Annotated in this window: 15 protein-coding genes, 1 tRNA gene, 3 rRNA genes, 1 pseudogene and 1 riboswitch; of the genes and pseudogenes, 7 read left to right on the top strand and 13 right to left on the bottom strand. The window is 38.5% G+C overall.

Annotated features, from left to right (window positions below; genetic code table 11):
- Positions 1-7: 7 nt before the first annotated feature.
- Entirely contained in the window at positions 8-1,321 is a 1,314-nt protein-coding gene (gene hemA, locus A6B43_RS06735) for a glutamyl-tRNA reductase (protein ID WP_124210217.1), read from the bottom strand.
- A 276-nt stretch (positions 1,322-1,597) separates the two neighbouring features.
- On the opposite strand from hemA, the gene relA reads away from it, so the two are divergent.
- The 3 genes from relA to A6B43_RS06720 all read left to right on the top strand — a co-directional run bounded on the left by relA (position 1,598) and on the right by A6B43_RS06720 (position 5,391).
- Positions 1,598-3,802: a GTP diphosphokinase gene (gene relA / locus A6B43_RS06730; RefSeq protein ID WP_124210216.1), complete on the top strand. Its 2,205-nt coding sequence runs from the start codon at positions 1,598-1,600 to the stop codon at positions 3,800-3,802.
- A gap of 66 nt (positions 3,803-3,868) precedes the next feature.
- Entirely contained in the window at positions 3,869-5,059 is a 1,191-nt protein-coding gene (gene ispC / locus A6B43_RS06725) for a 1-deoxy-D-xylulose-5-phosphate reductoisomerase (RefSeq protein ID WP_124210215.1), read from the top strand.
- Between the two features lie 71 nt (positions 5,060-5,130).
- Positions 5,131-5,391: a DsrH/TusB family sulfur relay protein gene (locus A6B43_RS06720; protein WP_176672543.1), complete on the top strand. Its 261-nt coding sequence runs from the start codon at positions 5,131-5,133 to the stop codon at positions 5,389-5,391.
- Positions 5,392-5,655: 264 nt separating this feature from the next.
- On the opposite strand, the gene rrf is transcribed toward A6B43_RS06720, so the two are convergent.
- The 4 genes from rrf to A6B43_RS06700 all read right to left on the bottom strand — a co-directional run bounded on the left by rrf (position 5,656) and on the right by A6B43_RS06700 (position 10,780).
- Positions 5,656-5,771 (bottom strand): 5S ribosomal RNA (rrf, locus tag A6B43_RS06715).
- A gap of 185 nt (positions 5,772-5,956) precedes the next feature.
- Positions 5,957-8,854 (bottom strand): 23S ribosomal RNA (locus A6B43_RS06710).
- Positions 8,855-9,089: 235 nt separating this feature from the next.
- Positions 9,090-9,165, bottom strand: a tRNA-Glu gene (locus A6B43_RS06705).
- A 74-nt stretch (positions 9,166-9,239) separates the two neighbouring features.
- Positions 9,240-10,780, bottom strand: a 16S ribosomal RNA gene (locus A6B43_RS06700).
- The 16S, 23S and 5S rRNA genes sit together here with 1 tRNA gene alongside, the layout of an rRNA operon.
- 638 nt (positions 10,781-11,418) lie before the next feature.
- Positions 11,419-11,463, top strand: a riboswitch (PreQ1 riboswitch).
- Positions 11,464-11,466: 3 nt separating this feature from the next.
- On the opposite strand from A6B43_RS06700, the gene queC reads away from it, so the two are divergent.
- From queC to A6B43_RS06685, 3 genes are read left to right on the top strand one after another with little or no spacing between them, the layout of a single operon-like run.
- A complete protein-coding gene (gene queC / locus A6B43_RS06695) occupies positions 11,467-12,126 on the top strand; it encodes a 7-cyano-7-deazaguanine synthase QueC (protein ID WP_124211044.1) in 660 nt (219 codons plus the stop codon).
- Positions 12,119-12,553: a 6-carboxytetrahydropterin synthase QueD gene (queD, locus tag A6B43_RS06690; RefSeq protein WP_124211045.1), complete on the top strand. Its 435-nt coding sequence runs from the start codon at positions 12,119-12,121 to the stop codon at positions 12,551-12,553. Before queC ends, queD begins: the two co-directional genes overlap by 8 nt.
- The gene (locus A6B43_RS06685) at positions 12,540-13,181 is read left to right on the top strand and encodes a 7-carboxy-7-deazaguanine synthase QueE (RefSeq protein WP_124211270.1); all 642 of its coding nucleotides are present in this window, start codon (positions 12,540-12,542) and stop codon (positions 13,179-13,181) included. Before queD ends, A6B43_RS06685 begins: the two co-directional genes overlap by 14 nt.
- Positions 13,182-13,226: 45 nt before the next feature.
- Here the strand turns inward: A6B43_RS06685 and gorA are convergent, their stop codons facing one another.
- The 5 genes from gorA to hutU form a co-directional block, all read right to left on the bottom strand.
- A complete protein-coding gene (gene gorA, locus A6B43_RS06680) occupies positions 13,227-14,582 on the bottom strand; it encodes a glutathione-disulfide reductase (protein ID WP_124211046.1) in 1,356 nt (451 codons plus the stop codon).
- A gap of 111 nt (positions 14,583-14,693) precedes the next feature.
- Positions 14,694-15,938: an imidazolonepropionase gene (gene hutI / locus A6B43_RS06675; protein WP_211329684.1), complete on the bottom strand. Its 1,245-nt coding sequence runs from the start codon at positions 15,936-15,938 to the stop codon at positions 14,694-14,696.
- A 14-nt stretch (positions 15,939-15,952) separates the two neighbouring features.
- The gene (gene hutG / locus A6B43_RS06670) at positions 15,953-16,963 is read right to left on the bottom strand and encodes a formimidoylglutamase (RefSeq protein WP_124211048.1); all 1,011 of its coding nucleotides are present in this window, start codon (positions 16,961-16,963) and stop codon (positions 15,953-15,955) included.
- 10 nt (positions 16,964-16,973) lie between these two features.
- Positions 16,974-18,311, bottom strand: coding sequence for a YjiH family protein (locus A6B43_RS06665; protein WP_124211049.1), 1,338 nt, complete (start codon positions 18,309-18,311; stop codon positions 16,974-16,976).
- Between the two features lie 92 nt (positions 18,312-18,403).
- Positions 18,404-20,095, bottom strand: coding sequence for a urocanate hydratase (gene hutU / locus A6B43_RS06660; protein ID WP_124211050.1), 1,692 nt, complete (start codon positions 20,093-20,095; stop codon positions 18,404-18,406).
- A 319-nt stretch (positions 20,096-20,414) separates the two neighbouring features.
- On the opposite strand from hutU, the pseudogene A6B43_RS06655 reads away from it, so the two are divergent.
- Positions 20,415-21,049: pseudogene (locus tag A6B43_RS06655) on the top strand (transposase).
- Between the two features lie 19 nt (positions 21,050-21,068).
- On the opposite strand, the gene A6B43_RS06650 reads toward A6B43_RS06655, so the two are convergent.
- The 3 genes from A6B43_RS06650 to fbaA all read right to left on the bottom strand — a co-directional run bounded on the left by A6B43_RS06650 (position 21,069) and on the right by fbaA (position 23,813).
- The gene (locus A6B43_RS06650; protein WP_124211051.1) at positions 21,069-21,701 is read right to left on the bottom strand and encodes a nitroreductase family protein; all 633 of its coding nucleotides are present in this window, start codon (positions 21,699-21,701) and stop codon (positions 21,069-21,071) included.
- Positions 21,702-21,867: 166 nt separating this feature from the next.
- A complete protein-coding gene (locus tag A6B43_RS06645) occupies positions 21,868-22,665 on the bottom strand; it encodes a peptide ABC transporter ATP-binding protein (RefSeq protein WP_124211052.1) in 798 nt (265 codons plus the stop codon).
- Between the two features lie 68 nt (positions 22,666-22,733).
- Positions 22,734-23,813, bottom strand: coding sequence for a class II fructose-bisphosphate aldolase (gene fbaA / locus A6B43_RS06640; protein ID WP_124211053.1), 1,080 nt, complete (start codon positions 23,811-23,813; stop codon positions 22,734-22,736).
- Positions 23,814-23,815: the final 2 nt, after the last annotated feature.

The following is a 23,815-nucleotide window of genomic DNA, read 5'->3' as shown; positions in this document are numbered from 1 at the left end:
TATCCTTTTACAGCATCTCATCAAATTTTAACGCCTGTGAAAAACTTTGTAATCCTTTTACATTTCCATTTTTTGCCATGGATTGTATAGCTTGAGTGGGGGCGTGAAGTAGCTGATTGGTTAATTTATAGCTCAATTCATTCAATACTTTTTCGCTTGCTTGCCCATTTTGCAATGCGAGCAATGCTTTTTCCAGTAGATCTAATCGAATTGTTTCGGCATTACTCCGATAATGGCGAATTAAATTACTAGATTGTTGCTGTTTCAGCCATAAAAAGAAATCTTTAGTTTCTTGGTGAATAATTTCTTTAGCTTGTTCTGCGGCTTGTTGGCGTTGGACTAAATTCTGTTCAATAATATGTTGTAGATCATCGACACTATAAGCGTAAACACTGTCTAAGTTACCCGCTTGCTCATCAATATCACGAGGAACTGCAATATCGATCAATAACATCGGAGAATAGCGCCGCTCTTTCTGTGCAAACTCTACCATTTCTTTACTAATCAGTATATCGGGGCTGCCTGTTGAACTAATCACAACATCAGCCTGATTTAATCCCAGTTGTAACGCACTTAAAGAAAGAATTTGCATTGGCTGACCTAAACGATCTGCTAGCATTTCAGCTCGAACATGAGTGCGGTTTGCAATCATAATATTTTTAGCGCCATGCTGTACCAAATAACGAGCAACTAATTCAATGGTTTCTCCAGCACCCACTAATAAAAAACGTAGCTTGCTAAAATTATCAAAGATTTGGCGAGCCAGCCCACAAGCAGCATAAGCAACAGATACCGCAGAGCTACCAATTTCTGTTTCAGATCTTACTCGTTTTGCCGTTGAAAAGGTTTTTTGGAAAAGGCGAGAAAGATTTGTTGAAATTTGTGAACCTTGGGATAGATAAAAAGTCTGACTATCCTGATAGGCTTGTTTTACTTGTCCAAGAATTTGCGGCTCACCTAAAATCAAAGAATCTAAGCCACAAGCAACTGACATTAAATGCTGAGCGGCCTCAAAATTCTGTTTAAAATAAAGGCTTTGACGTAACTCATTGAGATCTAATTGGTGAATTTCGGCTAACCACGCAATACAGCGTTCACGCCATTGAATATTGTCAGGATGATCTTCTTGAGGGGGGACTTGAGCATTGTGAAAATAAAGCTCAGTTCGGTTACAGGTGGAAAGAATAACAACACTTTCGGCAATCTCACGCTGTTGAATTTGCGTTAAGGCAAGTTGGCGTTTGTTTTCAACGAAAGCGACTTTTTCTCGCAAACTTACAGATGCTGTTTTATGATTAATGCCTAAAGCTAAAATTGTCATTATTACCCACAAATAAATCGAGCAACGCTCGCAAATAGCCTATTCTAATCAATCGTCGTTTAAGGTGCAAATTATTGTCTTAATAGGTAGTTGGTTTAATAATGAATAAATGACAAACGGTAAGTTTCATCTCTTTTTTGATATCTAGTTTTCGACTTTGACAAAATGATGAAATAACCCCAACTTAAGTGAGTTTTCCGTTATAATATTTACTTATTTTGACTGAATCATCTCAGCTCGAAATCCCCTTTTGATTACCTATTCTTCGGAGGAATTATGGTTGCTATTCGTCATTCACATTTACTTGATCCTAACAATTTTGAGTTAGCAAGTTGGAGTGCAGGTTTACAGCTTCCCCAGATGACTTTTGAAGAATTATTAATCGCTTGGCGGTATGCTCAAGAAAAACTAGATACTGATCAATTTCACTTGATTTGGTCAGGTATTGAGCTTGTCGAAATCCTATATAATTTAAATATGGATGATGAAAGCCTAGTTGCTGCCCTACTTTTTCCACTTGTTAAGCATCACGTTCTTGACCTTGTCGAAATCAAAGAAAAATTTGGAAATGCCGTCAAAAATTTAGTCAAAGGCGTATTAGAAATGGATAATGTTCGCCAGCTCAATGCACATAAAGCCTCTGATTTACAAATTGATAACGTCCGCCGAATGCTACTAGCAATGGTTGATGATTTCCGTTGCGTTGTTATTAAACTAGCTGAACGGATTATTTATTTACGTGATAATGAACACTATAGTGAAGAAGACCTTGTACTTGCTGCAAAAGAATGTTCTCAAATTTATGCCCCCCTTGCTAATCGACTTGGAATTGGACAATTAAAATGGGAATTAGAAGATTATTGTTTTCGAGCATTGCACCCGCAGGAATATCGTCAAATTGCAAAATATTCTCTCAATGAACGGCGATTAGATCGTGAACGCTATATTGCAAACTTTGTGTTTGAACTCACCGCTTACCTCAAAGATGAACTCAATGAAGTACAAGTATATGGCCGCCCCAAACATATTTATAGTATATGGAAAAAAATGCAGAAAAAGCATTTGACCTTTGAACAACTTTTTGACGTAAGGGCTGTACGAGTTATTGTACCAACGCTAGAAGATTGTTATACCGCTTTAGGAATTATTCATACTCAATATCAACATTTGTCTGAACATTTTGATGATTATATTTCTAATCCAAAGCCCAATGGCTATCAATCTATTCATACGGTAGTGCTAGGTAAAGCAAATAAAACTATCGAAATCCAAATTCGGACACAACAAATGCATAATGATGCTGAACTTGGCGTTGCCGCACACTGGAAATACAAAGAAGGAGCGGGGTCCGTTCGTTCAGGCTATGAAGAAAAAATTGTTTGGCTACGCAAACTACTTGATTGGCAAAAAGATATTGCTGACTCTAGTGATATGATGGAAGAAATGCGTTCTCAAATATTTGATGATCGTGTTTATGTTTTTACCCCTAAAGGAGAAGTTATTGATCTTGCCAAAGGTGCTACGCCGCTCGATTTCGCCTATGCTATTCATAGTGAAATAGGACATCGCTGCATTGGAGCAAAAGTTGCTGGCCGTATTGTACCATTTAATTACCAGCTACAAATGGGCGATCAAGTTGATATTATTACCCAGAAAAATCCAAACCCTAGCCGTGATTGGCTCAATCCAAATCAGGGCTTTATTCAAACAGCAAAAGCTCGTTCAAAAATTATCGCTTGGTTTAAAAAACTTGATCGAGAAAAGAATATTCCAATTGGTAAAGAAGCCCTTGAAGCAGAAATGATAAAATTCAATTTTTCACAAAAGCAGATTGAAGAATATGCCTTACCTCGCTATAACTTAAAGCAAATCGATGATCTCTATGCTGGGATTGGAAGTGGCGATATCCGTCTTAACGCCTTAATGCACTATTTACAAAATAAATTAGTTAAACCTTCCGCAGAGCAGGTAGATCAAGCTATTCTAAAATTTGTAGCGAATAAAGCACAAAATACGCCAAAACAGAAAAATAGCATTGTAGTTGTTGAAGGTGTAGGAAATTTAATGCACCATATTGCTCGTTGTTGCCAGCCAATTCCTGGTGATGAAATCCTTGGCTATATCACTCAAGGGCGGGGGATTTCAATTCATCAAGCTGATTGTGATCAGCTTTATGAACTCTCAAGCCATAGCCCTGAACGTGTTGTTGAAGCAGAATGGGGAGAAAATTACGCAGCAGGCTTTAGCCTTGTTATCCGTATCATTGCAAACGATCGTAATGGTTTATTAAGAGATATCAGTAGCATTATGGCAAATGAAAAAATCAATGTATTAAGTATTGCAAGCCGTACCGATACTAAACGTAGTATTGCAACAATGGATATTGAAATTGAATTAAGCAATATTGAACTACTTCAAAAACTCTTAAGTCGTATTATGCAGTTAGATGCGGTTATTGAAGCAAAACGTCTATCACATTAATAACACAAGCGGTGCTTTACTGTAAAACTTTTGCAAAACTTACCGCTTACTCATTGGAAATATAAGATGAAAAAAATTGTAATTTTAGGCTCAACAGGCTCTATTGGAACTAGCACGCTTTCAGTGATTGAACAAAATCCTGAAAAATATCAAGTTTTTGCATTAGTTGGTAACAAAAACATTGCCCTGATAACCGAACAATGCCAACGCTTTCATCCCCAATTTGTTGCCCTTGCCGATCAAAAATCAGCTGATATATTAAAACAAAATTTAACCGCATTACATTTAAAAACAGAAGTATTAAGTGGGCAACAAGCTATTTGTGAGCTTTCTGCACACTCTGATGTTGATATAGTAATGGCAGCCATTGTTGGAGCGGCTGGCTTATTACCAACGCTTTCAGCCATTAAAGCAGGAAAAAAAGTTCTGCTTGCTAATAAAGAATCACTTGTAACTTGTGGGCAGCTATTTATTGATGAAGCACGAAAATCTGGTGCAAAATTACTTCCAGTTGATAGCGAACATAATGCTATTTTTCAATCACTTCCCCTTGAAGCACAAGAAAAAATAGGATCCTGCCCACTTTCTAGATTAGGTGTAAATAAAATTATTTTAACAGGTTCAGGAGGACCATTTAGAGAGAAACCATTATCTGAATTTTCAACTATTACGCCTTCGCAAGCCATTTCTCATCCAAACTGGTCAATGGGAAGAAAAATTTCTGTTGATTCTGCAACTATGATGAATAAAGGCTTAGAGTATATTGAAGCTCGCTGGCTTTTTAATGCCACTGCCGATGAAATGGAAATTATTATTCACCCTCAATCTATTATACACTCAATGGTACGCTACATAGATGGCAGTGTTATTGCTCAAATGGGAAATCCAGATATGCGAACACCTATTGCACACACAATGGCATACCCAGAACGAATAACTTCAGGCGTTGCCCCCCTTGATTTCTTTCAACTAAAAGAACTAACCTTTATTGAACCTGATTTTAAACGCTACCCTAATCTTAAGCTTGCTATTGATGCTTTTGCTGAAGGACAATATGCAACAACAGCGATGAATGCAGCAAATGAAATTTCAGTAGAAGCCTTCCTAAATAATCATATTACGTTTACCGATATTATTGAAGTAAATCGCAGTGTAATTGAAAATATTGCCCCCATTCAAATTACCGAAATACAAGATGTAATTCATATTGATAAACTTGCTCGAACTCTTGCAGAACAAGTAATATTACAAAAATAAAATATTATCCCACTCCATAAATATAGGCTAAAGTATGCTATTTATAATACTTTAGCCTAATATATTGAAATATATACCTTTCACAAGCCAATTATACCCCTAATGAGCTCACTCAATTACTTCATCAAATTACCGATAATGATGCGTTAGTCCTATGGCAAAACGGTGTGCTACAAGCGGTTAAATTCCCCAATCTTTTTGCCAATATTTCTAATGTTTTTGTACTTGAAAACGATATAAAAGCAAGAGGATTAAATGTTCCGTTTAAAACAATCACGTTATCTGAGTTTATCTCAATCAGTGAAAAATTCTTTCCCCAAGTTGCCCTATAATCTAGATAAATTAGTGTTAGTCGTAACATAAATGCGATAGGATTTAAGAATTTTATCCCTTCAATTCAGCGGGCAATTCATAATTATTACTTTATTTGTGAAGAGGTTATTTATTAAAGCAAGTTGATTTGTTTTGTAAAAGTCTGTTCTTTTTCTTCAGACTTTTTGTTTTGATATTGCTTATAAAACACGCCTATTATTACTTTAATTATTTCCCCATAGCAAAAACCCCAAGGTCTCTCAACCTTGGGGTTATCTATAAAACCCTGATGGTGCCCTACTCTCACATGGGGAATCCCCACACTACCATCGGCATTACTGCGTTTCACTTCTGAGTTCGGTATGGAGTCAGGTGGGACCACAGCACTCTGGCCATCAGGAAAATTCTTTCCATCTATCTATTCTTTTTTCTATCACGTTACTTATTCTACTATTACTCGATGTAACGCATAGTCTCTTCTTTATTTCTCTAAAAACAAGCTGTCTGAACCTTTCTTCATTCATCTTTCGTTATCTTCTATAACCAATCTTTACCCTACATCAACTCCAAAACACTTGAGGTTGTATGGTTAAGCCTCTCGGGCAATTAGTATGGGTTAGCTCAATGTATCACTACACTTACACACCCCACCTATCTACGTCGTAGTCTCCAACAACCCTTACAGTCTTATAGACTGGGAGAACTCATCTCTTGGCAAGTTTCGTGCTTATATGCTTTCAGCACTTATCTCTTCCGCATTTAGCTACCCAGCAATGCCTCTGGCGAGACAACTGGAACACCAGTGATGCGTCCACTCCGGTCCTCTCGTACTAGGAGCAGCCCCAATCAATTCTCCAACGCCCACGGCAGATAGGGACCGAACTGTCTCACGACGTTCTAAACCCAGCTCGCGTACCACTTTAAATGGCGAACAGCCATACCCTTGGGACCTACTTCAGCCCCAGGATGTGATGAGCCGACATCGAGGTGCCAAACACCGCCGTCGATATGAACTCTTGGGCGGTATCAGCCTGTTATCCCCGGAGTACCTTTTATCCGTTGAGCGATGGCCCTTCCATTCAGAACCACCGGATCACTATGACCTGCTTTCGCACCTGCTCGACTTGTCTGTCTCGCAGTTAAGCTTGCTTCTACCATTGCACTAACCTGACGATGTCCGACCGTCATTAGCAAACCTTCGTGCTCCTCCGTTACTCTTTGGGAGGAGACCGCCCCAGTCAAACTACCCACCAGACACTGTCCGAGACCACGTTTCGTAATCTTCGTTAGAACATCAAACGTTAAAGGGTGGTATTTCAAGGACGCCTCCACAATGACTAGCGTCACTGCTTCAAAGGCTCCCACCTATCCTACACATCAAAATTCAATGTTCAGTGTCAAGCTATAGTAAAGGTTCACGGGGTCTTTCCGTCTAGCCGCGGGTACACCGCATCTTCACGGCGATTTCAATTTCACTGAGTCTCGGGTGGAGACAGCCTGGCCATCATTATGCCATTCGTGCAGGTCGGAACTTACCCGACAAGGAATTTCGCTACCTTAGGACCGTTATAGTTACGGCCGCCGTTTACTGGGGCTTCGATCAGGAGCTTCTCTTTCGATAACACCATCAATTAACCTTCCAGCACCGGGCAGGCATCACACCCTATACGTCCACTTTCGTGTTTGCAGAGTGCTGTGTTTTTAATAAACAGTTGCAGCCAGCTGGTATCTTCGACTTACTTCACCTTCGTCCGCAAGGGACTACAATTACCATAAGCGCACCTTCTCCCGAAGTTACGGTGCTATTTTGCCTAGTTCCTTCACCCGAGTTCTCTCAAGCGCCTGAGTATTCTCTACCTGACCACCTGTGTCGGTTTTCAGTACGGTTTAGATAAACCTGAAGCTTAGTGGCTTTTCCTGGAAGCGTGGTATCAGTTACTTCGTGTCCGTAGACACTCGTCATCAGTTCTCAGTGTTAAGAGAGACCGGATTTGCCTAATCTCTCCACCTACCGCCTTAAACAGACATCCAACAGTCTGCTAACCTAACCTTCTCCGTCCCCACATCGCAGTTTATCCAAGTACGGGAATATTAACCCGTTTCCCATCGACTACGCTTTTCAGCCTCGCCTTAGGGGCCGACTCACCCTGCCCCGATTAACGTTGGACAGGAACCCTTGGTCTTCCGGCGAACGAGTTTTTCACTCGTTTTATCGTTACTTATGTCAGCATTCGCACTTGTGATACGTCCAGCAAACCTCTCGATTCACCTTCATCCGCTTACACAACGCTCCCCTACCCAACAGACTTTCGTCTGATGCCGCAGCTTCGGTGACTAGTTTTAGCCCCGTTACATCTTCCGCGCAGGCCGACTCGACTAGTGAGCTATTACGCTTTCTTTAAATGGTGGCTGCTTCTAAGCCAACATCCTAGCTGTCTAAGCCTTCCCACTTCGTTTCCCACTTAACTAGTACTTTGGGACCTTAGCTGGCGGTCTGGGTTGTTTCCCTCTTCACGACGAACGTTAGCACCCGCCGTGTGTCTCCTATGCATTACTCTTCGGTATTCGCAGTTTGCATCGGGTTGGTAAGCCGGGATGGCCCCCTAGCCGAAACAGTGCTCTACCCCCGAAGGTATTCACATAAGGCTCTACCTAAATAGATTTCGGGGAGAACCAGCTATCTCCCGGTTTGATTGGCCTTTCACCCCCAGCCACAAGTCATCCGCTAATTTTTCAACATTAGTCGGTTCGGTCCTCCAGTTAGTGTTACCCAACCTTCAACCTGCCCATGGCTAGATCACCGGGTTTCGGGTCTATACCTTGCAACTACATCGCCCAGTTAAGACTCGGTTTCCCTACGGCTCCCCTATTCGGTTAACCTTGCTACAAAATATAAGTCGCTGACCCATTATACAAAAGGTACGCAGTCACAGATTGCTCCGCTCCCACTGCTTGTACGTACACGGTTTCAGGTTCTATTTCACTCCCCTCACTGGGGTTCTTTTCGCCTTTCCCTCACGGTACTGGTTCACTATCGGTCAATCAGGAGTATTTAGCCTTGGAGGATGGTCCCCCCATCTTCAAACAGGATATCACGTGTCCCGCCCTACTTATTGTAAGCTTAGTTCCACAAAAAACTATTTAAGTACGGGGCTATCACCCGCTATGGCTCGACTTCCCAGACGATTCCTCTTAATTTATTGCTAAAACTTACTGGCTCTTCCGCGTTCGCTCGCCGCTACTGACAGAATCTCGGTTGATTTCTTTTCCTCGGGGTACTTAGATGTTTCAGTTCTCCCGGTTTGCTTCCTTAGCCTATGTATTCAGCTAAGGATAGTAGATTCTTCATCTACTGGGTTTCCCCATTCGGATATCTTGGATTAAACGCCTCTTATCGACTCATCCAAGCTTTTCGCAGATTAGCACGTCCTTCTTCGCCTCTGATTGCCTAGGCATCCACCGTGTACGCTTAGTCACTTAACCATACAACCTCAAATATTTTGGATTTGTGTTGATATCGGTAAACAACTGGTTATTTGCTTGTGTGCTTTTGTTCACACAAGGCTTTTCTTTACTCAGACTTTTTGGCGTGATGAGAAAACTCTTAATAATATATTAAGTAGATTACTCAACACCGCTTGAAAAAATCTCAATTTTCAGCTTGTTTCTAAATTTTTAAAGAACAAAATATATTCTCTCTCGAGAAAACATCTTTAAATGGCGTCCCCACGGGGATTCGAACCCCGGTTACCGCCGTGAAAGGGCGATGTCCTAGGCCTCTAGACGATGGGGACAACATTTAAAGATGCTTTCCATAACATTCATCAGACAATTTGTGTGAGCGCTTATTAACGCAATTCGTCGTTGGTAAGGAGGTGATCCAACCGCAGGTTCCCCTACGGTTACCTTGTTACGACTTCACCCCAGTCATGAATCATACCGTGGTAAACGCCCTCCCGAAGGTTAAGCTATCTACTTCTGGTACAACCCACTCCCATGGTGTGACGGGCGGTGTGTACAAGGCCCGGGAACGTATTCACCGCAACATTCTGATTTGCGATTACTAGCGATTCCGACTTCATGGAGTCGAGTTGCAGACTCCAATCCGAACTTAGACGTACTTTGTGAGATTCGCTCCATGTCGCCATCTTGCTTCCCTCTGTATACGCCATTGTAGCACGTGTGTAGCCCTACTCGTAAGGGCCATGATGACTTGACGTCATCCCCACCTTCCTCCAGTTTATCACTGGCAGTCTCCTTTGAGTTCCCGGCATAACCCGCTGGCAACAAAGGATAAGGGTTGCGCTCGTTGCGGGACTTAACCCAACATTTCACAACACGAGCTGACGACAGCCATGCAGCACCTGTCTCAGAGCTCCCGAAGGCACTCCCGTATCTCTACAGGATTCTCTGGATGTCAAGAGTAGGTAAGGTTCTTCGCGTTGCATCGAATTAAACCACATGCTCCACCGCTTGTGCGGGCCCCCGTCAATTCATTTGAGTTTTAGCCTTGCGGCCGTACTCCCCAGGCGGTCGATTTATCGCGTTAGCTTCGGGGACCAAACTCAAAGCCCAATCCCCAAATCGACATCGTTTACAGCGTGGACTACCAGGGTATCTAATCCTGTTTGCTCCCCACGCTTTCGCACATGAGCGTCAGTATATTCCCAAGGGGCTGCCTTCGCCTTCGGTATTCCTCCACATCTCTACGCATTTCACCGCTACACGTGGAATTCTACCCCTCCCTAAAATACTCTAGCGACCCAGTATGAAATGCTATTCCTAGGTTAAGCCCAGGGCTTTCACATCTCACTTAAGTCACCGCCTGCGTGCCCTTTACGCCCAGTCATTCCGATTAACGCTCGCACCCTCCGTATTACCGCGGCTGCTGGCACGGAGTTAGCCGGTGCTTCTTCTGTAACTAACGTCATACCCAAGTGCTATTAACACCCAAGCTTTCCTCATCACCGAAAGAACTTTACAACCCGAAGGCCTTCTTCATTCACGCGGCATGGCTGCATCAGGGTTCCCCCCATTGTGCAATATTCCCCACTGCTGCCTCCCGTAGGAGTCTGGACCGTGTCTCAGTTCCAGTGTGGCTGGTCATCCTCTCAGACCAGCTAGAGATCGTCGGCTAGGTGAGCCCTTACCTCACCTACTACCTAATCCCACTTGGGCTCATCTCATGGCAGGTGGCCCGAAGGTCCCACCCTTTCATCTCTCGATTATACGCGGTATTAGCTACAGTTTCCCGTAGTTATCCCCCTCCATAAGCCAGATTCCCAAGCATTACTCACCCGTCCGCCACTCGTCAGCATAAGTACAAGTACTTACCCGTTACCGTTCGACTTGCATGTGTTAAGCCTGCCGCCAGCGTTCAATCTGAGCCATGATCAAACTCTTCAATTTAATCTTTTCGCTCAATCAATACTGACTCTATTACTTCTTTATGAATTTTCAAGTTAGCACTCATTAAGTCTTGTCTTTATATACTTATAACTACAAATTAACATCAACAAGTGCCCACACAAATTGTCTGATATATTATTAAAGAACAAAACAACGACGCACTATCAAATCAATCTTATTAATTCACAACAGCGCGTCGTTGTGTGGTGCGTATTATAGGTATTTCTAAAACGCACGCAAGTACTTTTTGCAAAAATATTTGAAAATTACATCAAAAGACCAAAATATATACAAAATATACTATTTCTAAGATATTTTTAATTTAATAATTTGCTTAAACATATCACTTTCTCATCTTATTAAGATCATGATTTATGCTAACAAATGAACAGCAATTTACTACCTTGAACACCTTTCTTGTTCAATCTCTCAGCTGAATGCCCTAGCTCATAAAAATCCGATTTCCCTATAATCAAAACGATAAAGCTGTTTCATTCTAGAAATAAAAGGAATAACTATTTATTACGTCTCTCTGAAAATGAAAAATTTTCTCTAAAGATTGGAAAACCATTATAATACTAACTCAAGCGGTAAGATTCGCATAAATTTTGTCAATCTCACTGCTTGCTTATTTCATATTAACTGTGGTTCGAAAACCTCCCACTCAAAAAAACTAAGGATCTAAAATGACAAATCAACCGAAAGCCGCTGTAATTTTTTCTGGCGGACAAGACTCTACTACCTGCTTATTTTTAGCTATTCAAGAATTTGGTGTAGAAAATGTGGAAGTTGTAACCTTTCAATATGGACAACGCCATGCGATTGAATTAGAAAAAGCTGCATGGATCGCCAAAGATTTAGGTGTTAAACAGACAATCATTGATACTTCTGTAATTAAAGCAATTACAGCCAATGCTTTAATGGATAATAATGCAGAAATTAAACAAAACGGCGAAACCCCAAATACTTTTGTTGATGGTCGTAATGCCCTATTTTTACTTTACACCGCTATCTATGCAAAAAGCCAAGGCATTAAAACCATTTTTACTGGCGTATGTGAAACAGATTTTAGCGGGTATCCTGACTGCCGTGATATATTCATTAAATCAATGAATGTTACGCTAAATTTAGCAATGGATTACAACTTCAATATTCGTACGCCATTAATGTATCTAACTAAAAAAGAAACGTGGCAACTTGCCGATCAACTGGGGGCTTTTGATTATATTCGTGAATATACACACACTTGCTATTTAGGCATAGAAGGGGGCTGTCATACTTGCCCAAGTTGTATTTTACGAGAAAAAGGCTTAAATGAATACCTTGCGGAGCGTAACCATGTTTAAAATTGCTAAAGAGTTTAGTTTTGATATGGCACATATGTTAGATGGACACGATGGTAAATGTAAAAATTTACACGGTCATACCTATACATTACAAGTCGAAATTACAGGCAAGCTCCATCAAAACGGAGCAAAAAGTGGTATGGTAATGGATTATAGCGATCTAAAAACTACTGTAAAAACGCATATTATTGAGAAATTTGATCACGCTTTTATTTACGATATAACCAGCGAAAGAGAATGCCAAGTGGCGAACTTGCTTAATAGCCTAAATTCTAAAACTTTTGGACTATCCACTCGCACTACAGCTGAACAGATGGCAAAATATATTTTTGATGCTCTAAAGGAACAGGGACTTCCTGTCAGCCTAGTCCGTTTATGGGAAACGCCAACCTCTTATTGTGAGTATAGCAACAATGCAAGCGGTTAATTTAATCAATAATTTTGCTAATACGGAATATCGGATCGTTGAAATCTTTGAAACTCTCCAAGGAGAAGGCTTTAATACAGGAATGCCAAGTATTTTTATCCGCTTTGGAAAATGTAATTTAGCCTGTCCTTGGTGTGATACAAATTATAATCAATTTGAAATAAAAACCCTTGCTGAGATTATGCAAGCCGTCCACTCGTTTTCGGCTAAAAATGTCATTATTACAGGGGGAGAACCGACTATTCAACCACAGATAGAAAAATTACTTGATGTTTTAAAAGCTGAAGGCTACTTCATTGCGGTAGAAACCAATGGCCTAAAACCTGTCCCTAAACAAATTGATTATATTGCAACTAGCCCCAAACGGATTTATCAAAAAAATTATCTAAAACATCATCTGCCTTTTGCTCACGAAGTGAGGATTGTTGTTGATGGTGACGTGCTTGATTTTTGCGAACAGATTGAAAATGCCATAAAAGCGGATCGCTACTATCTCTCCCCCTGTGAAATATCAGGAGAAATGAATATGTTAGACACGATTACTCAATTAGGCATACTCAATCAGCGACAAAGCAAACCTCGTTGGCAATTAAGTATTCAAACCCATAAAATCGCGGGCATTGAATAACAAAAATCCAAGCGGATCTCACCGCTTGGATTTTATTTAACAGCTTTATCGCATTGTTACAAACTCTTCAGAACCTGTAGGGTGAATTGCAACCGTATTATCAAAATCCGCTTTCGTTGCCCCCATTTTAATGGCTACGGCAAAGCCTTGAATCATCTCATCAACACCAAAACCAATACCGTGTAGCCCAACAACTTTTTCTTCTTCGCCGACACAAATTAATTTCATTCGGCAAGGCTGACGATGTTGAGTAACAGCACTATACATTGATGTAAATGATGACTGATATGTGCGTACATTATCAGCCCCAAATTTTTCGATTGCTGCAGGCTCACTTAATCCAATTGTTCCAATAGGTGGATGACTGAATACAACCGTAGGAACAAGGTTGTAATCTAGATGTTCATTCAGCTTATTATTGAATAAGCGCTCAGATAAACGGCGTCCTGCCGCAACAGCAACAGGTGTTAACTCTATGCCTCCTTCAATAATATCACCCACGGCATAAATGCCTTCAACACTGGTATTTTGATATTTATCGACTTTAATAAACCCATTATGATTAATTTCTACACCTACTGTTTCTAAACCAATATGCTGAGTTGCTGGAGAGCGACCGATTGCCCAAACTAATTCATCTACACAATGTTGTTCACCGCTCTCTAATACAAGCGTTAAAGAATTATCAAAATTTTTAATGAGTTCTTGAGGTACTGCATAAGAGTGCAGATGAATACCATCTTGTTGCATAATCTCTGATAACGTTTCAACAACTAAAGGATCAAAGTTACGGAGAGGGGCGTGCTGGCGAACAAATAAGTGCGTTTCAACGCCTAAAGCATTCATTACTCCCGCCAGCTCGACTGCAATATAACCAGCACCAACGATGGCAATACGCTTAGGAAGCTCTGTTAGCTCAAAAACTCCATCTGAATCTATACCATATTCCTGTCCCTTAATACTTGAACGACGAGGGTATGCTCCTGTTGCAATTAAAATATGGTCTGCGGTAATCTGCTCACCATTGACTTCAATCGTATTTTTATTAACAAATTTTGCAAAACCATGAATTACGTCGACATTATTTTTTGCTAATACTTTATCGTATGATTGATGGATTCGAGAAATATATGCTTGACGATTTGCGAATAAGGTTGAAAAATCAAATTTTTCAACCGATAATTTAAAGCCATAATCTGCCGCATAATGGTGAATCGTTTCAGCAACTTGTGCACCATACCACATTACCTTTTTAGGTACACACCCAACATTTACACACGTACCACCCAAAGATTTTGCTTCAATAATGGCACATTTTTTTCCATAACTTGCAGCTCTATTAACCGAAGCTATTCCACCACTTCCGCCTCCAATCGCAATATAATCATAATGTTTTGTCATTTTGTTTCCTTAAAAATAAATGGTAGGGTTGTAGAAAACTACTGTGCATTTCATAGCTACAATGCTCAAATTATTATTGAGTGTCTACATCTATAAGAGGGCATTAAACTGTTAATTAAACAATACTTTCCTTCCTCCAATATAAAAATATTCAAGAGGATTTTGTCCAATTAAATAGCTTAAATCTGCTGGACGATCAATATTCCATATACATAAATTAGCATCATAACCTACTGCTAATTTACCTTGAGAATATTCTAATCCCAAAGCATAAGCCGCATTATAAGTTGTTCCAGCTAGAGCCTCTTCAGGTGTCAATCTAAATAACGTGCATGCCATATTCATTGCTAATAAAATTGAAGTCGAAGGAGACGTACCTGGATTACAATCAGTAGATACCGCCATTTTAATTCCTGCTTGACGCATTGATTCAATTGGTGGCTCTTGTCTTTCACGTAAAACATAGAAAGCTGTTGGTAGCAAAACTCCAACGGTATTTGACTTTGCCATTTTTTTGATACTTTCTTGGCTTAAATATTCAATATGGTCAGCAGATAATCCATGAAATTCTGCAACTAAGCTACCGCCATTCAAATCAGATAACTGTTCAGCATGCAATTTTACAGGTAATCCTAATCCTTTAGCCCTCATGAACAATTTTCTAACTTGTTGTGTATTAAATGCAATTTTTTCACAAAATGCATCAACTGCATCGACCAAACCCTCTTGATGTAAGATATTAAGCCATTCACATACATTTTCAATATATTCATCATTATGTTCTTTATACTCTTCAGGTGTTGAATGTGCAGCTAAATACGTTGTTTTTACAGTAATATTATATTCTTTACCTAATTTTCTAGCTACTTGTAACATTTTCCGTTCAGTTTCTAAATTTAAGCCATAGCCTGATTTGATTTCAACCGTTGCTACACCTTGTGTGATTAAATTTTTCAAACGCTTTTCACTAAGCTTATATAATTCATCAAACGTTGATTGTCTTGTAGCATTAACAGTAGAAAGAATGCCTCCCCCTTTCTGGGCAATATCTTCATAACTAATCCCCATTAAACGGGATTCAAATTCATTACTACGATTTCCTGCATATACTAAATGAGTATGGCAATCAATCAAAGCAGGTGTTATCCATTTATTTTGAGCATCAACTATATCATTAGCCTTGATATGAGTACTCTCTTGCATTGTACCAAGCCAAACAATTTTCCCATTTTTAATAGCTAATGCACCATTTATAACTTGACCGTAAGGATTTGATTTATTGCAATAAAGGCGAAAACCAAAATCTTCATTCATTGTTGCAAGATTAGCATTGATAATTAGACTATCTACGTACATTAAATTATTCTCCATTACATAAATTGTTGTAATTGCTGTTCTATTATTCCTGCAAGCATTCTTGCAACAACTTTCTCACCTTTCCCATCAATATCATAATGTGGATTATATTCTGCAATGTCAATTAATCGAACTTTCCCTGTTTTAATAATAGTTAAAATGCAACGTTCCACAAAATCTAAAGATAACCCTTTAGCTGCCACTGCGCTTACTGCTGGCATTATTCCTGATTGCAAACAGTCCAGATCTATAGTTAAATAAAGGCTATCAAGCGGTTCGATAAAAGATAAAATTTGCGTTTCTATCTTACTCCATTCTAAACGACAACAATCATCATCACTAATTATATTTACTCCTAATTTTCCTGCTCGTTCAAATAAAGCAGCTGTGTTAGAAAATTGACTAATTCCAATACAAAAATAGTTAAAAGATTGTAATCTTGCCCCCAAGTACTCTGCAATTTGCCTAAAAGGAGTACCAGAAGTAGCATCAGGGCTTTGGCGTAAATCTAAATGGGCATCAATATTAATAATCCCTATTCGCTGTTCATGCTTTTTAAAAACAGTTAACCCCTGATATAACCCTAAAAAACTCCCCCAAGCAATTTCATGCCCTCCACCTAAACCGATTACAAACTTTTCTTGCTTAATAAGACTTGCCACTTTTTCAGAATACCTATGTTGTGCATCTTCTAACAAACCTGACACAATATGGTCATTATCTAAACAAATAATTTCACCAGCATCTCCAATCAATGTGTCTAATTTGCCTGAATATAATTTTTGTAATCTCAAACTAATTGGTAATTTAGCCAATGCGGATTTAATAATTTGAGGTGCGTATTTTGCACCAATACGCCCTTGATTACGATTAACACCTTGATCGGAAGCAAAACCTAACAAAGCAATTTTTTGGTTACTAAAATTAGGAAAATATTGGTACCAATAGCAAGCTAATTCATTTTCATAAAGTTCCTTTCTCCCTGTATAAATACCCTGTTTATGATCAATATGAATACTAGACATAATATTATCCTTATTTAAGCCAATCTAAAAACAATGCCAGTTGTCCAATTAAACCGGCAAATACAATACTTAATGATGTACGTTGAAACCAAATAATTAACATTTTAGGAATAGATAAGGGGATTTGAGTCGCTAGTAAACAAGGAATCATTGCAGAGAAGAAGATAATACTGCTCACTGATACAATTGCAACAACAAAACGAGTTAGAATATCCATGTCTGCAAGGATTAGCGATGGGAGAAACATTTCGGCTAATCCTGATGAAATCCCTTTCGCAGCGACCAATGGTTCAGCTAGTCCTACTAACCAAGTAAATGGATACAAAATAAGCCCTAATAAATCAAAAACAGGCGTATACTTCGCAAGTACTAATCCAAATAGCCCAATTGCTAAAATAGAAGGCACAATCGCTGCGGCCATTTCAATACCGTCTCGTAAATTCAGCCATAAAATTCTCCAAAGACTACCAGAAGATTGAGCCGTGCTAATACCTGTTTCAAAAGCTATTTTAAAACGCTCTCTTAATGCTAAATCTGGCTCAAACAAACTATTATTATTATCTATCCGACTAATTGGAGGCAGCCTTGCTGTAATCGCAGTAACTAAGAAAGTTACGATCATTGCCGACCAAAAATAAAGCATCCAAAAAGGCATTATATTGAGTGTTTTAGCAATAATAACCATAAAAGCTGTAGAAACAGTAGAAAAGCCTGTCGCGATAATAACAGCTTCTCTTGCTGAATACTGTCCCTGCAAATAGACTCTATTAGTAATTAATAATGCAACTGAATAACTACCAACAAAAGATGCAACTGCATCAATGGCTGAAGTACCAGGTGTACGCCAAATTGGACGCATAATAGGTTGCATTAAAACTCCCACCATTTCTAACAAACCAAATCCAATAAGAAAAGCTAAGATCAAAGCACCAATTGGAACAATCATTCCTACAGGAAGAGCTAATTTTTCAAAGAGAAAAGGCAACATATCCTTGCTACTTAATACTGTAGGAACCATATCAGTTAGATATAAAATAGCAATAATAAGTCCTATTATCTTAAAAAAGCTTAATATCTTATTCGTTATATTTTTTTTCCAGTTTCCTGTAATAAAAGGTTTAAGCGTTCCATAAAACAGAAGTAACGTAAGCAAAATAAGTGAAATTAAGCGCTGCTCACGAACTAAATAGCTAGCAATATGATCGAATAAAATGGTGCTTTTCCCAAATAATTGAAATGGAATAAAGAACATCACAATTCCAATCGCACTAAAAAAGATCATTTGAATTAAAGCGACTAAACGGGATTTTTGAGCTGGCAATGCTGAATTTGAATAATTTATATTCATAATTCACTCCTTATCTTGAATGGTTAACTTGAAATTTTGACAGAAGGAGGGAATGGCATAAAAATATTCGTTTATGCCATAGTAAAATAGATTTATTTAATCATTGGAAGATCTAATCCATACTGTTTTGCCGTTTCGATGGCTAATTCATAACCAGCATCAGCATGACGCATAACTCCACTACCGCAGTCATTAACTAAGACTCGAGCTAAACGTTTCGCTGCTGCATCAGTACCATCTGCAACAATAACCATTCCTGAATGCTGTGAATATCCCATACCAACACCACCACCGTGATGTAAAGATACCCAAGTTGCGCCGCCTGCAACATTAAGCATACCATTTAATAATGCCCAGTCCGATACTGCATCCGTTCCATCCTTCATACTTTCCGTTTCACGATTTGGGCTAGCTACAGAGCCAGTATCCAAATGATCTCGTCCTATAACAATAGGTGCTTTCAATTCACCATTTTTAACCATTTCATTAAATGCTAAGCCAGCTTTGTCTCGTTCACCCAATCCAAGCCAGCAAATACGGGCAGGTAATCCTTGAAAATGGATACGCTCTCTAGCCATATCTAGCCAATTATGTACGTGTGTGTTCTCTGGAAAAAGCTCTTTTATTTTTTTATCTGTTTTATAAATATCTTCAGGATCACCTGATAACGCTACCCAACGAAATGGGCCTTTCCCTTGACAGAACAATGGACGAATATAGGCAGGTACAAAACCAGGAAAATTAAAGGCATTCTTTATCCCTTCATCAAATGCAACTTGACGAATATTATTGCCATAATCTGTAGCAGGTACACCCATTGCTTGTAAATCTAATATTGCTTGAACATGGATAGCACAAGAACGTGCCGCATCTGCTTGTAATTGTGCGTGCCTATCTGGATCATTTTGTGCAACTTTCCATTGTTCAACTGTCCAACCAATCGGTAAATAACCATAGACAAGATCGTGTGCAGATGTTTGATCTGTAACAAAATCAGGTTTAATTTCACCAAGCTTTGCACGCTTAACTATTTCTGGCAAGATTTCTGCGGCATTGCCTAAAAGAGCTATAGAAACGGCTTCCCCTTTTGCAGTATGTTCCTTAATCAACTGATAAGCATGTTCAAGGTCATTTGCCTGTTTATCAACATATCCTGTACGCAAACGGAAATCAATACTAGACTGCTGACATTCAATATTCAGTGATACTGCACCTGCAAAAGTTGCAGCTAGAGGTTGAGCTCCTCCCATTCCCCCTAAGCCAGCAGTTAAAATCCAGCGCCCTTTCCAGCTACCTTGATAATGCTGCCTTCCAGCTTCTGCAAAAGTTTCATAAGTACCTTGCACAATTCCTTGCGTACCAATATAAATCCAACTACCAGCTGTCATTTGACCATACATGAAAAGATCTTTCTGATCTAACTTATTAAAATGTTCCCAAGTAGCCCAACGTGGAACAAGATTAGAATTTGCAATCAATACTCTCGGGGCATCTTCATGTGTTTGAAAAACACCTACAGGCTTACCTGATTGTATAATAAGAGTTTGATTATCTTCTAACTGCTTAAGGCTCTCTAAAATTTTATCATAGCATTCCCAATTTCTTGCAGCTCTCCCAATACCGCCATAAACGACAAGGCTTTTTGGGTTCTCTGCAACATCAGGGTGAAGATTATTCTGGATCATTCTAAAGGGGGCTTCAGTGAGCCAACTTTTACAATGTAATTCTGTGCCTGTAGGTGCAGCAATTTCACGAGAATTATCAGTTCGAGTAAATTTTTTCATATTGTCCTCATTGGATTACCATCTAAATTTGTAAAACAAATTAACAACATACGTATTAAAAAACAACAAATTTGAAAATAAAATGTTAAAAATAAGTGATATTTGTGAACGTCTTCACATTTTAATCTGAAAAGTACACTTAATTACTAAAATACCAAGCTATATCCATATAATTTAATAAATTGAATATATTAAAAAGAATCTGGACAAATCAATAATACCTTAATATACAAAGCAACTATTTACATTACATCTGTGTGAAATAATAGAGAAATTAAATTAATTGTAAGACTGTCCTTGATAACGACTAAAAACCTCATTGAGGCTAAGAGACCTAGCTGAGAAAAAGTCGCACAAACTCATTGAGCTATTCGTGACAAGTATCATTACTCAAACAACTGCTGAGTTGGCTCACATAAATAAAATGACCGACACATATTATTTCCATTATTTGCGATTTCTTATTTATTAAAATAGCCGAAATTTAAAAATACTTGAAGGAAGTAGATAGAACTATTGCAGAACTACTTGTAAAGGTACATGTTGTCATGGTACAAGAGAGTAAAGCTGTCGTATTCAAGCTTTTAAAACGTAATGACTAAATGTATGTCGTTACAGAACTAAATTCTCAGATATTCTTACCGATAATGCGGTAACAATTTAAACCTGACAGCACTGTTTACACTGATTTTTACCAAAACTATGATGTGCTTGATATAAGTAAATTTAACCATTTTTGTACCAATCACAGTATTCATTTTACAGAAAAGTAAAACTACATTAAGAATACTAGGAATTTTAGAATCAAACCAAACGCCATTTACAAAAGTTTGACAGCATCCTCAAAGCTCGCTTTGAGCTGTATTTGAAGGAATGTGAATGGCGTTTAAATATTAACTAAAAATCTCAAATTTTCATTTTAAAAAACAATTAGTTAAGGGGGGCTTAAACTAGTTATCTAGAACTGCCCTAATTATTTATTAGGACCACTATTCCAAGAAACAGTATACTCTAAAGGAAGCCGTACGCTAGGAATAAATGACGTCGCTGCTTTCCCTATTGCAATTAACATTACAGGCACATAACGTTCACTGTCTACCGCTAATTTTTCTAGGACTTCTTCTCGGTCAAAAATTCCAATTGCATGCGTATCATACCCTTTCTCTTTTGCTACTAACATTAGCTGCATTGCCGAAAGACTTGTATCAATCAATACTTGATCACGAAGCTGACTTTGACTTAATCCATTGTAGAAATTAAGTAGAAATTCATGCTGTTTATCCCTAAATTGTGATGCCAAACAGCCTTGAGCAATCGACTGATCTAATATAGATCCGAGTAATTTATCATAACGTAAATCTGCTAGTACTAAAATAAGTGCCGAAGCACTTTCACAAGGCTGGATATTAAATGCTACATCCCCCAATAATGTTTGTTTTTTCTCTTCATCATCAATGACAACAAATCGCCATGGCTGAACATTTGCTTTAGAAGGGGAAAGTTGTGCTAACGTTAATATTTCTGATAATTCATCTCGAGAAATTTTCACATTTTTATCAAATAATTTTATCGTTTTCCGTTGTTTAATCACATCAATGAGTTGCATAGTAACCTCTTTATACTATAAAAAATTAGTATAAGTAGTGTAATGTATTCTGAATATCCTATCAGGACTATTTTTAAAAGAAATTTGAAATAACTCAAAATTTTTTGAATTAGCTATTCTCCATAAAGCCGTAATATATTAAAAAGGCTTGTCTTTAAAATCTTGTTTATTTATTTTCCCAAGCGCTTTCTGTTAATTTATGCCCAAAATAGCTTTCGATAAGTCGAGTTGTGATCGGGCTTTGCGGACTAAGTAATACTTCTTTAGTATTTCCATATTCAACAATTTCCCCCTTATCTATTACCATCAATTTATCTGCAAGATGTTTAATCAACCCTAAGTTTTGCCCAACGTAAATATAGGCTAAACCAAGACGTTGCTGTAATGTAAGCAATAAATTAGTCAGCTGGCTTTGTAATGAGAAATCTAAAGTGCTTAAATTATCATCAAAAATAATGATGTCTGGATTTAAAATCAATGCCCTTGCTAAGGCTACTCGTTGTTTTTGGCTACTTGAAGCATCTTGAATTGGAATTAATGCATTTTCAGGATACATTCCTACTAATTTTAATGTTTTAAAAATTCTCTCATTACGATTTTCCTCTGAAAATATTGTTGCTAATTTTAAGGGCGAATCAAGTATTTGACCGATATTATAATTCGGATCAAATGCATCATTCGGATCTTGGAAAACCATTCTAATTTTTTTAGCACGAAAACTGTAATCACCGTATTGCAATCTCTTTTCCTTAAAAAATATGTTGCCTGATGTTGGCTCAGTAATTCCTACAAGCATTTTTGCTAAAGTTGATTTCCCTGCACCATTTGCCCCAATAATAGCTAACGTTTGCTGATGATTGAGCTGAAAGGAAACATCTTTGACTGCATAGAAATCTTGCTTATTAAATAAGCTAGTACGGTCAATAAAACGTTTGCAAAGCTGTTGAACGTCAAGTAATACCATTATTTTTTTACCTAAAGAAAAACCGCTTGCATTGTAACAAGCGGTTTGATCTAAAGAAAGTTTTGCAATTAAAGCACGTTCACACAGTTCAAATCTTCAAAAGATTGCGCTAAACGGCTAGACATTGATTCTTCCATTTTACGTAACCAAACACGTGGGTCATAATATTTTTTATTAGGTGCATCAGGTCCTGTTGGGTTACCTAATTGTCCTTGTAAATATTCGTGATTTTCTTTGTAGAATTTCAAAATTCCATCCCAAGAAGCCCATTGTGTATCGGTATCAATATTCATTTTGATTGCACCATAACTAATTGCTTCACGAATTTCTTCACGACTTGACCCCGATCCGCCGTGGAATACAAAATCTAACGCATTATTTGATAAATTACGCTCTTTAGATACAAATACCTGTGAATCACCTAAAATTGATGGCTTCAATTTAACATTACCCGGTTTATACACACCGTGAACATTACCAAACGCTGCCGCAATAGTAAAACGTGGGCTAATCGGGCTTAACTGATCGTAAACATAAAGTACGTCTTCTGGTTGAGTATATAAACGTGATTCATCGACATCACTGTTATCTACACCATCTTCTTCACCACCCGTAATGCCAATTTCAATCTCAAGCGTCATACCTATTTTACTCATTCGCTCAAGATATTTTTTACAAATATCCATATTCTCTTCGATTGGCTCTTCTGAAAGGTCAATCATATGTGAAGAAAAAAGCGGTTTACCTGTTTCTGCGAAATGTTTTTCACCTGCATCTAATAAGCCATCAATCCAAGGAAGTAATTTTTTCGCCGCATGGTCTGTATGAAGAATAACAGGAATACCGTACTCTTTTGCTAATTCATGAACGTGTTTTGCACCAGCAATTGCTCCTAATACATCGGTACGAGCGCCACTTGTTGGCTTTAACCCTTTACCTGCATAAAATTGTGCACCGCCATTTGAAAACTGTACAATAACTGGAGCTTGCATACGAGCAGCCGTTTCTAACACTGCGTTCACAGAATCAGATCCAACACAGTTTACAGCAGGAATTGCAAAATTATGCTCTTTTGCATAAGCAAATACTTTTTGTACATCATCACCTGTAACCACGCCGGGTTTAACAACATCTAATAATTTGGCCATTT

This window comes from Vespertiliibacter pulmonis (assembly GCF_013377275.1).
Taxonomy (GTDB): Bacteria; Pseudomonadota; Gammaproteobacteria; order Enterobacterales; family Pasteurellaceae; genus Vespertiliibacter; species Vespertiliibacter pulmonis.
The sequence above is the reverse complement of the archived record's forward strand: the minus strand, read 5'-3'. Positions and strand labels throughout refer to the sequence as shown.